Genomic DNA, 13,601 nt, shown 5'->3' with positions numbered 1-13,601 from the left:
CCGTCCGGCGCTCGGTCAGCAACCGCGAGACAAATCGGTAACCGATTTCCGAGTTGGCGGCGTGGCTGGGTGAAAGGTTGGCCGGGATGCGTGCCAGAGTTGGCTCATGGCGAAACGCCCGAGCGTTGTTGCTCATCGCGGCGCGAGTGAGGTCAGTCCCGAGCACACGCTGGCGGCGTACCAGCGTGCGGTCGAAGCCGGGGCGGACGGGCTCGAGTGCGACATCCGGCTGACCTCCGACGGGCACCTGGTCTGTGTGCACGACCGCAGGATCGACCGGACCTCCAACGGGCGGGGGGTGCTGTCGACGATGAGCCTGGAGGAGCTGGACGGGTTCGACTGGGGGTCGTGGAAGAACCCGTGGGCCGACCTGGACGACGAGGCGGACCTGCCGAGTCCGGATCTGACCAAGGTGCTGACGCTGGACACGCTGCTGGCCACCGTGCGGGACGCGGGGCGGCCGGTCGAGCTGGCGATCGAGACCAAGCACCCGACCCGGTACGCCGGGCTGGTCGAGCGCCGGCTGATCGAGGCGCTGGACCGGTTCGGGTGGGCGCACCCGCGGATCGGGTCGGAGTCGCCGGTGCGGGTGATGTCGTTCTCGTGGCTGTCGCTGCGGCGGATGCGGACGATGGCGCCCGGCGTACGGACGGTGCTGCTGATGGACCGGGTGCCGCTGCGGTTCCGCGACGGGTCGCTGCCGACCGGGGTCTCGTACGCCGGTCCGAGCCTGGAGCTCGTCACCGCGCACCCGGAGTACGTCGACCGGGCGCACAAGCACGGTCACCAGGTGCACGTGTGGACGGTGAACACCCCGGAGGACGTCCGGCACTGCCACGCGCTCGGGGTGGACGCGATCATCAGCGACCGCCCGGAGGTCGCGATCGCGACGCTGGCCGAGCATCCGGACCGGCCGCCGCTGCCGCCGTCGCGGACCCGGCGCCGGCTCACCCGCCGGCGCTGAACTACTTCTCAGTTTTATCGGGGCATTTCGTGATCACCTGAACGCACTGAGTGATTTGTACGTTCAATTCTCTTGATTTGCCCGCTGTCGTGTAACAGAACTCTCACAGGGGTTTTCAAGCCCTTGATCGTGGGCAGATGTGCTAGTGCTGTTCCGACCCGAGGAGACCCTGCTTGTCCTCTGCGACCATGCCCGCCGACGTGAGCGTCGTGGACGTCGTCCTGCCGCACGAAGTGTCCGCGGTGGCGGCCGCCCGTCGCCGTCTTCACGACTTCCTGATTCGGGCCCAGGTCGCCGAACCCACCTGCGACGACGCGCAGCTGGTCCTGTCGGAGCTGCTCTCGAACGCGATCCGGTACGCGCCCGCGCTGCCGACCGGCGACGTCCGGGCGACCTGGTGGGTCGACAAGGCCGGGGTGCACATCGAGGTCACCGACGGTCGCGGCGACACCGAGCCGCAGCGGATCGTCGAGGCGCACCCGGAGTCGATCGGCGGCCGCGGGCTGGCGATCGTGGACATGCTCAGCTCCGACTGGGGTGTCCGCACCGGCGACAAGAGCCGGACCGTGCACGCCGTCGTACCGCTCTGACTAACTCTCCGCGGGAAGATCCTGCAAGACTGCGGTGCATGGGAAAGAAGTCGCGCAACCGCGCCAAGAACACGACAACCGTCGAGCTCGACCCGGCCGACCTGGTCGACGTCGGCCCGCGGGAGCCTTGCCCGTGCGGTTCGGGCAAGCGGTTCAAGCAGTGCCACGGCAAGGACCGGGCGCAGGCCGCCGACGCGTTCGTGGTCCGGCCCTTCGAGGGGCTGCCGGCCGAGTGCGACCTGATCGCGTTCCGTGAGATCGTCCCGGCCGGAACGGCGGAGGTGACGCTGACCGGCGAGCACCAGGGCAAGAAGGTCAACCTGGTCACGCTGCTGCCGATGGCGATGCCGGGTCTGGTCCGCGACGACGAGACGATCTGGATCGGGCTCCAGACGCACGCGTCGACCGGTGACCCGAGCCGCGACGTCGCGCACGCGATCACCGCGGCGCTGGCCACCGAGCCGGGCAACCCGATCCAGCTCGGCGACCTGCTCAAGGACGGCCCGCGGCTGCAGGACCTGATCGACACCACCGAGCCGATCGTCGCCAAGGTGCACGAGGGCTTCGACTTCTGGGTCGGCGAGAACGTCGAGGACCCGACCGGCGAGGTCGCCGCGGGCCTGGAGCGGGCCAACGCGGCCGCGGCCCCGACGGTCCGGCTGGAGTCGGTCGAGGCGGCGTACTGGACGCAGATCGGCGACCGCCGGTACCTGCGCTGGGTGATGCCGCACAGCGAGGACGACCTGCTGAACGCGCTGGCCCGGCTGCACGCGGCCGGTTCGTCGGCGCTGGTCGACGGCAGCCGGCTGATCGGCTCGTTCCGCGCGCTGGGCGTGCTCGCCCCGGTCTGGGAGCTGCCGGCCGACACCGAGGCCGCCGACCTGGAGAAGCCGGCCGCGGACTTCCAGACCGCGCTCGACAAGGCACTGAAGGCCGGTACGCCGCTCAGCACCGAGGAGCGCGCCGCCAAGGCCGGCCTGGCCAGCCGTCAGCTCACCATCCGCTGACGGCCACCCACCCCGGGCGCGCAGCCGGGATCTTGAACACCTCCGCGGGGCCTCGGACATGTTATTTCGTGTTCAAGGCCCCCAGGTGGTGTCCGAGCCCACAACACAGAGGCCCCCGGATGGTGTCCGAGCCCCCTCCACGCAACGCGAAGGCCCCCGCACCTGAGGTGTGGGGGCCTTCGCAACGTGGACGGCCCAAGTCCTGCTGACGGGGGAGCAACAGGGCCTGGGCCTAGGCATGAAGAGTACTCACAAGTTGCCTTCACGACAACCCCCGATTTCACTCCGCGTGTCGTCAGGCTTACTTGCGCCCTCAACCACCAATCGGGGCGCGCAGCACCGGGCAGGACATGCAGCGCGGCCCGCCGCGGCCGGACCCGAGCTCGGAGCCGGAGATCCGGATCACCTCGATCCCGGACTCCTCCAGCCGCGCGTTGGTCTCCACGGTCCGCTCGTAGGCGATGCAGACCCGCGGGGCCAGCGCGAGGGTGTTGTTGCCGTCGTCCCACTGCTCGCGCTCGGCGGTGACCGGGTCGAGGCCGGTGTCGATCCGGCGCAGGGTGTCGATCCCGAGCGCCTTCGCGGCCGCGACCAGGAACGGCTCCGGCTCGGCGACGTGCAGCCGGTCGCCGTCGGCGGTGACCGCCAGTGCCCGCATCTCCTCGGCCATGTTCGGATACATCAGTACGGCGTCGACGTCGACCATCGTGCAGACCGTGTCCAGGTGCATGGTCGCGCGCTGCTGGGCGATCGGTACGGCGAGCACGGTGTGCGCGAGGTCCTTGGCGAACACCCGCTGGGCCAGCCGCTCGACACCGGCCGGCGTCGTCCGCTCGCCGACCCCGACCGCCAGTACTCCGGGGCCGAGCGCCAGGACGTCGCCGCCCTCGACGTGCTCGAGCTGGTGGTCGTACACCTTCTCGGCCCCCGCGAAGCGTGGGTGGAAGCTGTAGATCAGGTCGGTCAGCTGGCTCTCCCGGACCCGCGCGGGCATCGCCAGCGAGGTCACCGCGACGTTGTCCCGGATCCAGACGCTCGAGTCGCGGGTGAACAGCAGGTTCGGCAGCGGGTCGATCAGGAAGTCCTCGTGCGCCAGCAGCGACGTGACCAGGCCACCGGCCCGCACCTCGTCGTTCCGTACGCCGGCCATCAGCGCCTCGGCGAGCTGGTCCGGGTCGAGCGCGCTGAGCGCGTCGCGCAGGTAGTTGCGCAGCGTGTCGCCGAGCCGGAGGTCCTCGATCGTGCCGGCCACCGCGGTCGCGCGGGCGTCGGGATCGGTCAGCGCCTCGGTCAGCAGCTCGCCCAGGTAGAGCACCTCGACGTCGCGGTCGCGCAGCGCCTGGGCGAAGGCGTCGTGCTCGTCCTGCGCGCGGCCGACCCAGGGCAGGCCGTCGAAGAGCAGCTTGTCGTTGTTGCGCGGGGTGAGCCGGCGCAGCTCGTTGCCCGGCCGGTGCAGCATCACGGTTCGGAGCGGGCCGACCTCGCTGTCGACGCCGTACGGCTGGCTCATGCCTGTCCCTCTCGTCGCGGTTCCGGGTGCTGTCCACGCTACGGCAGCGCGGCGGCCGCCGTACGGATCAACGAATGTGTCTGATTGTCCGACAATCTTCGGAGGAAAGCGAACCGGAGCCGGTCCTTCGAAAGAACGAGATGTCCACAGCGAGCGGGTCCGGAGGCCAGCGATCGGCTCGGGAGCAATTAGGCTGCGGTGCTGTGTCCGGGAATGATCAGCCGTCGGTCGAGCCGCAGCGTGGGGTTGCCTGCGTGATTCCGGCGAAGGACGAGTCCGCGCGGATCGCGGCCACCGTGGACGCCGTCCGCAAGCTGGTCGGTGTCGACCTGGTCGTCGTGGTCGACGACGGGTCCACCGACGAGACCGCCGCCGAGGCCGAGCGGGCCGGTGCGGTGGTCGTCCGGCACGAGCGGAACCAGGGCAAAGCCGCGGCGATGGAGACCGGCGCCGCGGAGGTCGCGCGCCGCGACGGCGCCCGCGCGCGGCACCTGCTGTTCCTGGACGCCGACCTGACCGACACCGCGACCGGCGCCGAGCCGCTGATCGCGCCGGTGCAGGACGGCCGCGCCGACATGACGATCGGGACGCTGCCGACCCAGGTCCGCGCCGACGGGAGCAAGGCCGGCGGCCGCGGGTTCGTCGTCCGGCTGGCCCGGGACGGCATCGAGCAGGCGACCGGCTGGGCGCCGGAGCAGCCGCTGTCCGGTCAGCGCTGCCTGACCCGCGCGGCCTTCGACGCTGCGCTGCCGCTGGCGAGTGGCTTCGGTGTCGAGGCGGCGCTGAGCATCGACCTCGGACGCAAGGGCTTCCGCATCATCGAGGTCCCGATCGAGGTCCGGCACCGGGCCACCGGGACCGACCTGCGCGGCCAGCTGCACCGCGGCCGCCAGTTCCTGCACGTACGCCGGGCGCTCGCGGCCCGCAGCGCGCTGCCCTCGCGGAAGTCTTCCTGATGAGCACCGACCGTCCGACGCCCAGCACCGATGACCCCGCCGCCACGAGCGCCGGCGAAGCAGTTTCAAGTACCGACCAGCAAACCTCCCGCGCGAACCGCGACGGTCGTCGCGCCGTCGGCCTGTACCTGATCTCCACCGCCCTCATCGTCGCCGCCGGCCTGCTCGGCCCGTCGGTCGTCGTCCTCACCCTGACCAACCGGCACGCCTGGCTCCCGTCGTACTGGTTCGACAGCAAGCCGAACGACTGGCTCGTCACGGTGATGATCTACGTCGCGATCCTGCTCGGCGGGTACGGCGTCTACCTGGCGACCCGCGCGCTCAAGCACGGCTGGGCCCCGCGGGTCCAGCGATTGGTTGCCCTCGGCATCGGTACGACGGCCGCCATCACGCTGGTCCCGCCGATGGCCTCCGGCGACGTGCTGATCTACGCGGCGTACGGCCGGATCATGTCGCTCGGCGGCAACCCGTACACGACCGCGCCGGCGGACACGATCCGGCTCGGCTACGACCCGGTGATCGCCGCGACCGAACGCCCGTGGCAGGGCGCGCGCAGCGTCTACGGCCCGATCGCGACCTGGATCCAGTGGTTCTCGTCCTGGGTCGGCGGCGACTCGATGCAGCTCACGGTCTGGATGCTGCAGCTCACCGTCGCGGTCAGCCTGGTCGTCTCCGGGCTGCTGCTGCTCAAGCTGGTCGGCCCCGACCTGGTCAACCGCCGCCGGATCGCGATGCTCGCGCTCGCCAACCCGCTGCTGCTGTGGACCGTGCTGGCCGGCGCGCACAACGACGCGATCGCGGTGATGTTCGCGGTGATCGCGCTGGTGCTGTTCCGCCGGCACGTGTTCGCGGCCGGGATCATGCTCGGGGTCGCCGGCTGCACGAAGCTGTCGATCGGTCTGGTCGGCGTCGCGATGCTCTGGTCGCTGCGCGCCGATCGCCGCCGCGCGCTGATGTTCTGCCTCGGTGGCGGTGTCTCGATGGCCGGCCTGTACGCCGTGGTCGGCCTGCAGGCCTTCCAGCAGGCGCGCTCGCAGACGTCGTTCATCTCCACCGGTACGCCGCACAAGGTGATCTTCAGCCTGTTCGACCTGTTCCTGCCCGGGGCGCTGGTGCGCACGATCATCGGGATCGCGGCCTGGATCGGGCTGATCTTCGTCGCGATCCTGCTCTCGCAGGTGTTCCCGAAGTCGCTGGTCCCGCAGACGCATCCCGATGACCCGACGCCCGCGGCCATTCGCTACACGGCCATCTACGCCGTCGCCTGGCTGCTGACGGCGATGTACACGCTGCCCTGGTACGACCTGATCGCCTGGACGGCGCTGGCCGCGGTCGCGGCGTCGAAGGTCGACAAGCTGATGGTGATCCGGACGACGATGCTCGCGATCGCCTACGTCCCGGGCCGTGATCCGAACGCCCGGCAGGTCGCGGCGTCGCTGTCGGACTCACTGGAGTGGTTCAGCGCGCGGCTGCGCGACACGGTGACGCCGGCGGTCGAGCTCGCCGTCCTGGTGCTGCTGATCCTGTGGGCCCGGCGCGGTGGGGCGCAGTGGTGGCCGTACGACTGGCCGAAGCGCAAGGCCAAAGCTCCTGTGGAAAAGACGGTCAGCGGCTAGTCTCTGCCGATGCAGAAGCTTGTGGGGGCGGGGCAGTACCAGACCGCGGAGCCGAACCATTTCGCCGAGCACCTGCGGACCGAGTCGCTCTCGGTCGGCACGTACTCGATCCCGGCCGGTGGCGTCGACGACCAGGCGCCGCACCACGAGGACGAGATCTACGTGGTGACGGCTGGGCGAGCGGTCATCGTGACCCCGGACGGCGAGGAGCCGGTCGGCCCCGGTGACGTGCTGTTCGTGGCGGCCGAGGAGCCGCACCGCTTCACCGACGTCACCGAGGACCTGGCGCTGCTCGTCTTCTTCGCGCCGCCGTACTCGGGGCGTTAACTCCAGAGGTCGTGGCCCGCGGCGATCGCCTGGGCCAGCACCGACTTGACCGGCTTGTCGAGCGCCGTGGCCGCGGTGACCACGTCCTCGTACTCCGGCTGCACGTTGACCACCTGGCCGCCGTACCGGGCGATCTTCACGTGGATCAGCTGTCCGCCGACCTCGACGCTGGCGAACTCCCGGTCCGCCGCGTGCTTGCGGATCGGGAACTCGCGCAGCCCGATCGCGGACGTCTCGGTCAGGATCACCGAGCGGACGACCTCGGCGTGGGGGCTGCTCACCAGCACCGAGAGGGTGTGCGCCGGGCGGCCCTTCTTCATCAGGATCGGCGTCAGCCACGCGTCCGCCGCGCCCGCCTGGAGCAGCCGCGCCAGCACCTGCGGCCAGATCCGCGGGTCGAGGTCGTCGACGTTCGTCTCGTAGACGAGCTCGGTCGCCGGCTGCACGGTCGCCTCACCGATCACCACGCGCACGATGTTCGGCACCTCGACCGGATCCCGCCCGCCCGCGCCGACACCTGTCTGCACGATCCGCACCGGCGGCATCAGCCCGAACTCGTCCGCCAGCGTCGCCAGCAGCGCGGCGCCGGTCGGCGTCGTCATCTCGTACGGCGCGGTGCCGCCGACCACGGGCGCCTCGGCCTCCCGCAGCAGATGCAGCACCGCAGGCCCCGGGATCGGAATCCCACCGTGCTGCCCGCGCACCTGCCGCCCACCGCCGAGCGCGATCGTCGACACCACGATCCGATCGAGCTCGAGCGAGACCGACGCGGCCGCGACTCCCACGATGTCGGCGATGGCGTCCAGCGCCCCGACCTCGTGAAAGTGCACCTCGTCCAGCTCGACCCCGTGCGCCGCACCCTCAGCCCGAGCCAACCGAGCGAAGGTGTCCAGCGCGCGATCCCGCACGGCGTCGTCGAGCCCAGCGGCCTCGATCACTGCCCGAACCTCAGCCCAGGAGCGGGTCCCACCCGAGTGCCCATGCCCGTGCCCGTGTCCCGAACCCGTGTCGGTGGGGTGGGAGGGGGAGGAGCCCGCCGCCCCGGGCCCTACGGCTCCGCCGTGGGCAGCCCCGGCTTCGCCGTGACCCTGCGCAGCCGCGCCGTGCTCGTGCCCGGCCTCGTCATGACGATGTCCGTGCCCATGCCCCGTGTCCACCGGCGGCTCGGCGTACGCCGCGTTCGGGTCGTTCTCCGGGTGCGGCTCCTCGTTCACCCACACCGATGCCTTCGTGGCCGCGATCTGGTGCCTCAGCGTCTTCTCGACGCGCACCGACAGCGACGCGTCGACCGACGCCACCGCCGCGTTCACCGCCGCGACGTCGGCCCCGGCGTCCAGGAAAGCACCCAGCAGCATGTCACCCGACGCCCCCGCGGAGCAGTCGATCCAGGCGACCCTCACTGCTCCTTCACCTCCGCCGGCGCGGCCCGCCGGGCGACCCGCGCGGCGAAGACGCCCGCGCCGAAGCCGTTGTCGATGTTCACCACCGTCACCCCCGGCGCGCACGAGTTCAGCATCCCGAGCAGCGCGGCGACCCCGCCGAACGAGGCCCCGTACCCGACCGACGTCGGTACGGCGACCAGCGGCACCCCCGTCAGCCCGCCGACGACACTCGGCAGCGCGCCCTCCATCCCGGCGACCACGATCAGGCAGTCCGCCGCCGCGAGCCGCTCGCGCACCCCGAGCACCCGGTGCAGCCCAGCCACACCCACATCCGTGATCAGCTCGACCCCGGCCCCGAACACCCGAGCCGTCGTCGCCGCCTCAGCGGCAACCGGCGCGTCCGACGTACCAGCCGACACCACAGCGACAGTCCCGCTCGGCGCGGGCGCAGTCCCCAGTACGGCGGTCCGCCCCACCGGATCGACCACAGCGTCGGGCAGCTCAGCCGCGACCAGCTCCTGCGCCTCGACCGACAACCGCGTCGCCAGCGCCGCGCGACCGCCGTGCGTCGCGTGCAGCGTCCGGAGCAGCTCCACGATCTGCACCGGGGTCTTCCCGGCGCCGTAGACCACCTCCGGGTCGCCGGTGCGCTCCAGACGGTCGGTGTCGAGGCGGGCGTAGCCGAGGTCGTGAACGCCGGGCAAAGGTCCAGGGTCAGGCAGATGGGTCACCCCGCGAATCTACGTCGCCGCCCAGCCTTCCGCCGATTCGAGGTCCACATCGACACGGAGAGCACCTGACAAACCACACAACCGTTAGGCTGCGCCTCGTGTCTTCGACGTTAGCCGCCGGTTTCGGGATCGCCGCACTGTTCGTGGCGGTGCTCGCGCTCGTGTTCGCCGTCCAGGCGCTCCGCGGGCAGTCCGCGGCGGCCAAGGAGGCCGCGAAGGTGCCGGTGACCCCGCCGAAGGCCGAGCTGCCGCCGCGGCCCGAGCCGAAGCCCGGCACGGTCGGCGCCCAGCTGCACACGCTCGGCGAGCAGCTCGACGCGACCCAGGCCGCGGTCCGGCTCTCGCTGCAGCACCTGGCGATCGTCCGGTACGACGCCTTCGGCGACATGGGCGGCCGGATGTCCTGGTCGGTGGCGCTGCTCGACGACAACGGCGACGGGGTCGTGCTGACCTCGATCAACAGCCGCAACGACGCCCGCTCGTACGCCAAGGAGATCAAGGCGTTCGAGAGCGAGGCCAAGCTGTCCCCGGAGGAAGAGGAAGCCCTCGAGACCCTCCGCAAGCAGGCCGCCCAGCCCACCGACAGCTGACCCCGCCCGTACGCCGTACCAGCCCTCAGCGCCGCTTGGGCACCTGCACGACGAGCGCCCCTGGCTCCACCTCAGCTGAGAGCGACCTCCCCGGCCCGATCCCGTCCCCGTCCAGCTGCCGTTGCACGTCCACGGCCGCGTCGATCTGCACCTTCCGCGCCGTGAACCGCTCCAGGTACATCTCGGTCCGCTTCGTCCGCGTCATCACCCGCCAGAACACCAGCGGCCACTGCGTCACCCGCCGCGGCGCGATCACCACCACGTCGATCATCCCGTCGTCCGGCCGCGCGTCGGGCAGCAGCGGGATGTTCGCCTGCAGCATGCCGACGTTGCCGATCACCACGGTCCGCACCCGCCGCTCGATCGGTTCGGCGTCGTCGAGCGCGATGCGGACCTTCACCGACGGGTGGTTGATGTTCTTCGCGGCCGACACCAGGTACGCCGTCCAGCCGATCTGGGCCTTCAGGATCGGCGGTGCCCCGGTGATGATCGCGGCGTCCAGCCCGAGCCCGGCCATCACGGCGAAGTGGTCGGTGTCGAGCCCGTCGCCGTGCACCTTGACCAGGTCGATCCGGCGTTCCCGGCCGTCCAGGATCCGCTCCAGCGCGTCGTCGAGGTCGAGCGGGATGTGCAGGTTGCGGGCCAGCAGGTTCCCGGTGCCGGCCGGGATGACGCCGACCGGGATCGCGGTCCAGGCCAGCGCGGCGGTCACCACCCGCACCGTCCCGTCACCGCCGGCGACCAGGACCAGGTCGGACTCGTGCTCGATCGCGCGCTTGGCCATCGCGTTGCCGGCGTCGTCCTCGCGGGTCTCCAGCCAGAGCGGGTCCTCGAAGCCGCGGACGGCGAGCGCCCGGGTCACCTTGCGGCGGAACGCGACCCCGTCGCCGACCTTGATCGGGTTCACGATCACGGCGGCCCGCGGGGGCGTCGTACGGGCTTCGTCGGACGGCGTACGACGGCGCCTGCGGCGCAGACCGGGCCGGAGCCCGAAGCCGATCGACGTGGCGGTCAGGATGGCCAGGCCGAGCGCCCAGCCGCCGAGCACGTCGGACACGTAGTGCACGTTCAGGAAGATCCGCTCGGCCGAGGCGAGCAGGACGACCGCGATCGTCGGCAGCAGCACCAGCGTCCGGAACCGGCGCCGCCAGCCGCGCACCGACGGCAGCACGACGCCGAGCGCGCCGGCCATCACGAACGCGGCCGTCGCGTGCCCGGAGACGTACGACCAGCCGTCGTTCTCGACCAGGGCCGCGGCCGGGCGGACCCGGTCGAAGATGTGCTTGACCGCCTGGACCAGGCCCAGCTCGGCGCCCGCGGAGACGACCAGCCAGACCGTCAGCAGACGGGCGCGCCGATGCCACAGGTAGATCGCGACGCCGAGGATGACCGCCCGCATGGTCCACGGGATGACCACCGCGTCGATCACCTGCCACAGGTCGACCCAGCTGGGCCGGGCCGACCCGTACGACGCGACGCGCGCGGCCACCGACTCGTCCCAGCGGCGCAGCGGCGGCCAGTCGCCGAAGACCAGCAGCGTGATCACGGTGAACGGCAACGCACCCAGCACGACCGTGACGGCACGGCCGAGATGACTGGGTGGATGGTGGTTCATCGCCGCCCCGTGACCCCCTCGAAGAATCCTGACCGTCCGGCTGGTGCAAGCTCATCATCCCGAATAAAATTCCGCGCCCGCGACACACCCCGATAACCTGTCGGTGTGATCGATGCCAAAACGCTCCGTGAGAACCCCGATGTCGTCCGTGCGGCGCTGACCAAGCGCGGCGATTCGCCGGCCAAGGTCGACGAGATCCTGGTGGCCGACAGTGAGCGCCGATCGTCGATCGCGGCCTTCGAGGCGCTCCGGGCGGAGCAGAAGGGGCTCGGCAAGCAGGTCGCGCAGGCCAAGGGCGACGAGCGGACCGCGCTGCTGGAGCGCACCAAGGCGCTGGCCGCCGAGGTGAAGGCCCACGAGGCGACCGCGAACGAGGCCGAGAAGCGCTTCGACGTACTGTCCCGCGCCCTGCCGAACCTGGTCTCCGACCAGGCCCCGGTCGGCGGCGAGGACGACTTCGTCGTGCTGGAAGAGATCGGCAAGCCGCGCGACTTCGCGGCCGAGGGCTTCGAGCCGCGCGACCACCTGGAGCTCGGTGAGCTGCTCGGCGCGATCGACATGGAGCGCGGCGCGAAGGTCTCCGGCGCCCGGTTCTACTTCCTGAAGGGCGTCGCCGCCCAGCTCCAGCTCGGCATGCTCCAGCTGGCCATCAACCAGGCGGTGGAGTACGGCTTCACCCCGATGATCACCCCGACGCTGGTCAAGCCCGAAGTGATGGACGGCACCGGGTACCTGAACGCCCACGACGACGTGTACCGCCTGGAGGAGCCCGAGCTCTACCTGGTCGGTACGTCGGAGGTCGCGCTGGCCGGTTTCCACATGGACGAGATCGTCGACCTGTCCAACGGCCCGGTGCGGTACGCCGGGTGGTCGTCCTGCTACCGCCGCGAAGCCGGCTCGTACGGGAAGGACACCCGCGGGATCATCCGGGTCCACCAGTTCGACAAGGTCGAGATGTTCTCCTACTGCAGCCTCGAGGACGCCGAGGCGGAGCACCAGCGGCTGCTGGGCTGGGAGAAGGAGATGCTCGACAAGATGGAGCTGGCCTACCGGGTGATCGACACCGCGACCGGGGACCTGGGCGCCTCGGCGTACCGGAAGTTCGACTGCGAGGCCTGGGTGCCGACCCAGGGCGCGTACCGCGAGCTCACCTCGACGTCGAACACGACCGACTACCAGGCCCGCCGGCTGAACATCCGGCACCGCGACGCCGACGGCAAGACCCGCCACGTCGCGACGCTGAACGGCACGCTGGCCACCACCCGGTGGATCGTCGCCATCCTGGAGACGCACCAGCTGCCCGACGGCTCGGTCCGGGTCCCGGTCGCGCTGCGCCCGTACGTCGGTGGCCGCGAGGTCCTCGAGCCGGTCCGCGGATGACGACGGGTGACACCTGGCGGCCGCAGGCCGTCGCGCTGGACATCGACGGCACCCTGGTCGACCACGACGAGCGGATCTCCGCCGCCGTGGTCGACGCGGTCCGCCGGGCCTCGGCGCAGGTGCCGGTCGTGCTGGCCACCGGCCGGTCCTGGCAGTCGACCGTGCCGGTCGCCGAGCTGCTCGGGCTGACCTCCGGATTCGTTGTCGTGAGCAACGGTGCGCGCACGCTGAGCTACCCGGCCGGCGAGATCGTCGACGAACGGACCTTCGACCCGGCGACCGTGATCGCGTCGGTCCGCGAGCACGCGCCGAACGCGCGGATGGCGGTCGAGGAGCACGACGGCGGGTACCGGGTGACCGCGCCGTTCCCGGACGGCGACCTCGGCGGCGACGCGATCCGGGTGGTCTCGGACGCCGAGCTGGCGCCAGAGCCGGTGACCCGGTTGATCATCCGCGACCCGGACGCCTCGGAGGCCGACTTCGTCGAGCTGGCCGAGCGCCTCGGCCTGCACGGCGTCAGCTACTTCGTCGGCTGGACCGCGTGGCTGGACATCGCGCCGGAGGGTGTCGACAAGAGCACCGGGCTGAAGGTCGCGCTGGCGCAGCTGGGCGCCGAGGCGTCCGGCCTGGTCGCGATCGGCGACGGCCGCAACGACATCGAGATGCTCACGTACGCCGGACTCGGGGTCGCGATGGGCGCGGCGCCGGACGAGGTGAAGGCGGCGGCCGACGAGGTGACCAAGTCGGTCCAGGACGACGGCGTGGCCGCCGTACTCAACCGCTGGTTCTGACCCAAGCCACCACCGCCCGGCCCGGACCCACCTGCGCCTTTCGAGTACCGGCCACCGATCGGTGGCCGGCGAGACCCCCGCCGGCGACCCGGACGATCCGGCGGCGCCACTTGCTTCGGACGGCCTGCTGACGCACGGGAAC

General features: G+C 71.3%; 13 protein-coding genes. 9 read left to right on the top strand and 4 right to left on the bottom strand.

Annotated features, from left to right (window positions below):
* Positions 1–106: 106 nt before the first annotated feature.
* From AB0M01_RS34440 to AB0M01_RS34430, 3 genes are all read left to right on the top strand, one after another.
* Positions 107–964 carry a glycerophosphodiester phosphodiesterase family protein gene (locus AB0M01_RS34440; RefSeq protein ID WP_363676680.1) on the top strand — a complete coding sequence of 286 codons (858 nt, stop codon included), beginning with the start codon at positions 107–109 and terminating at the stop codon, positions 962–964.
* Between the two features lie 173 nt (positions 965–1,137).
* Positions 1,138–1,554, top strand: coding sequence for an ATP-binding protein (locus AB0M01_RS34435; RefSeq protein ID WP_363676679.1), 417 nt, complete (start codon positions 1,138–1,140; stop codon positions 1,552–1,554).
* Between the two features lie 38 nt (positions 1,555–1,592).
* A complete protein-coding gene (locus AB0M01_RS34430; protein WP_363676678.1) occupies positions 1,593–2,561 on the top strand; it encodes a DUF5926 family protein in 969 nt (322 codons plus the stop codon).
* Positions 2,562–2,874: 313 nt separating this feature from the next.
* On the opposite strand, the gene AB0M01_RS34425 is transcribed toward AB0M01_RS34430, so the two are convergent.
* Positions 2,875–4,071 (bottom strand): arginine deiminase, encoded by a 1,197-nt coding sequence (locus tag AB0M01_RS34425; RefSeq protein WP_363676677.1) that lies wholly within the window; start codon positions 4,069–4,071, stop codon positions 2,875–2,877.
* 203 nt (positions 4,072–4,274) lie between these two features.
* Here AB0M01_RS34425 and AB0M01_RS34420 point away from each other — a divergent pair, with 203 nt between their 5' ends.
* Genes AB0M01_RS34420 through AB0M01_RS34410 form a run of 3 tightly spaced genes read left to right on the top strand, consistent with a single transcriptional unit; the run spans position 4,275 to position 6,970 of the window.
* Positions 4,275–5,027, top strand: coding sequence for a glycosyltransferase (locus AB0M01_RS34420; protein WP_363676676.1), 753 nt, complete (start codon positions 4,275–4,277; stop codon positions 5,025–5,027).
* Positions 5,027–6,643 (top strand): DUF2029 domain-containing protein, encoded by a 1,617-nt coding sequence (locus tag AB0M01_RS34415; protein WP_363676675.1) that lies wholly within the window; start codon positions 5,027–5,029, stop codon positions 6,641–6,643. The genes AB0M01_RS34420 and AB0M01_RS34415 overlap by 1 nt, the downstream gene beginning before the upstream one ends.
* A 9-nt stretch (positions 6,644–6,652) precedes the next feature.
* Positions 6,653–6,970 carry a cupin domain-containing protein gene (locus AB0M01_RS34410; protein WP_363676674.1) on the top strand — a complete coding sequence of 106 codons (318 nt, stop codon included), beginning with the start codon at positions 6,653–6,655 and terminating at the stop codon, positions 6,968–6,970.
* Here the strand turns inward: AB0M01_RS34410 and larC are convergent.
* The gene (larC, locus tag AB0M01_RS34405) at positions 6,967–8,370 is read right to left on the bottom strand and encodes a nickel pincer cofactor biosynthesis protein LarC (RefSeq protein ID WP_363676673.1); all 1,404 of its coding nucleotides are present in this window, start codon (positions 8,368–8,370) and stop codon (positions 6,967–6,969) included. The genes AB0M01_RS34410 and larC overlap by 4 nt on opposite strands.
* Positions 8,367–9,083, bottom strand: coding sequence for a nickel pincer cofactor biosynthesis protein LarB (gene larB / locus AB0M01_RS34400; protein WP_363676672.1), 717 nt, complete (start codon positions 9,081–9,083; stop codon positions 8,367–8,369). Before larB ends, larC begins: the two co-directional genes overlap by 4 nt.
* Positions 9,084–9,181: 98 nt before the next feature.
* Between larB and AB0M01_RS34395 the strand changes: the two genes are divergently transcribed.
* Positions 9,182–9,673 carry a DUF4446 family protein gene (locus AB0M01_RS34395; protein WP_363676671.1) on the top strand — a complete coding sequence of 164 codons (492 nt, stop codon included), beginning with the start codon at positions 9,182–9,184 and terminating at the stop codon, positions 9,671–9,673.
* A gap of 25 nt (positions 9,674–9,698) precedes the next feature.
* On the opposite strand, the gene AB0M01_RS34390 is transcribed toward AB0M01_RS34395, so the two are convergent.
* Positions 9,699–11,288, bottom strand: a complete 1,590-nt coding sequence (locus AB0M01_RS34390) for a diacylglycerol kinase family protein (protein WP_363676670.1) — start codon at positions 11,286–11,288, stop codon at positions 9,699–9,701.
* Positions 11,289–11,393: 105 nt separating this feature from the next.
* Here AB0M01_RS34390 and serS point away from each other — a divergent pair, with 105 nt between their 5' ends.
* Both serS and AB0M01_RS34380 read left to right on the top strand, forming a co-directional pair.
* Positions 11,394–12,668 (top strand): serine--tRNA ligase, encoded by a 1,275-nt coding sequence (gene serS, locus AB0M01_RS34385; protein ID WP_363676669.1) that lies wholly within the window; start codon positions 11,394–11,396, stop codon positions 12,666–12,668.
* Complete coding sequence (locus tag AB0M01_RS34380) at positions 12,665–13,459, top strand: HAD family hydrolase (protein WP_363676668.1); 795 nt, start codon at positions 12,665–12,667, stop codon at positions 13,457–13,459. The genes serS and AB0M01_RS34380 overlap by 4 nt, the downstream gene beginning before the upstream one ends.
* The last annotated feature ends 142 nt before the right edge of the window (positions 13,460–13,601 follow it).

This window comes from Kribbella sp. NPDC051770 (assembly GCF_040681455.1).
Classification (GTDB): Bacteria; Actinomycetota; Actinomycetes; order Propionibacteriales; family Kribbellaceae; genus Kribbella.
Note: the sequence above shows the minus strand (reverse complement) of the source record. Positions and strands in the feature narration are given on the sequence as shown.

What these genes read in the sequence shown, in the direction of transcription:
- AB0M01_RS34410 (WP_363676674.1), top strand. Translation starts at nt 6,653, where the DNA reads ATGCAGAAGCTTGTGGGGGCGGGGCAGTACCAGACCGCGGAGCCGAAC.
- AB0M01_RS34415 (WP_363676675.1), top strand. Translation starts at nt 5,027, where the DNA reads ATGAGCACCGACCGTCCGACGCCCAGCACCGATGACCCCGCCGCCACG.
- AB0M01_RS34440 (WP_363676680.1), top strand. Translation starts at nt 107, where the DNA reads ATGGCGAAACGCCCGAGCGTTGTTGCTCATCGCGGCGCGAGTGAGGTC.
- AB0M01_RS34430 (WP_363676678.1), top strand. Translation starts at nt 1,593, where the DNA reads ATGGGAAAGAAGTCGCGCAACCGCGCCAAGAACACGACAACCGTCGAG.
- AB0M01_RS34425 (WP_363676677.1), bottom strand. Translation starts at nt 4,071, where the DNA reads ATGAGCCAGCCGTACGGCGTCGACAGCGAGGTCGGCCCGCTCCGAACC.
- AB0M01_RS34380 (WP_363676668.1), top strand. Translation starts at nt 12,665, where the DNA reads ATGACGACGGGTGACACCTGGCGGCCGCAGGCCGTCGCGCTGGACATC.
- AB0M01_RS34390 (WP_363676670.1), bottom strand. Translation starts at nt 11,288, where the DNA reads ATGAACCACCATCCACCCAGTCATCTCGGCCGTGCCGTCACGGTCGTG.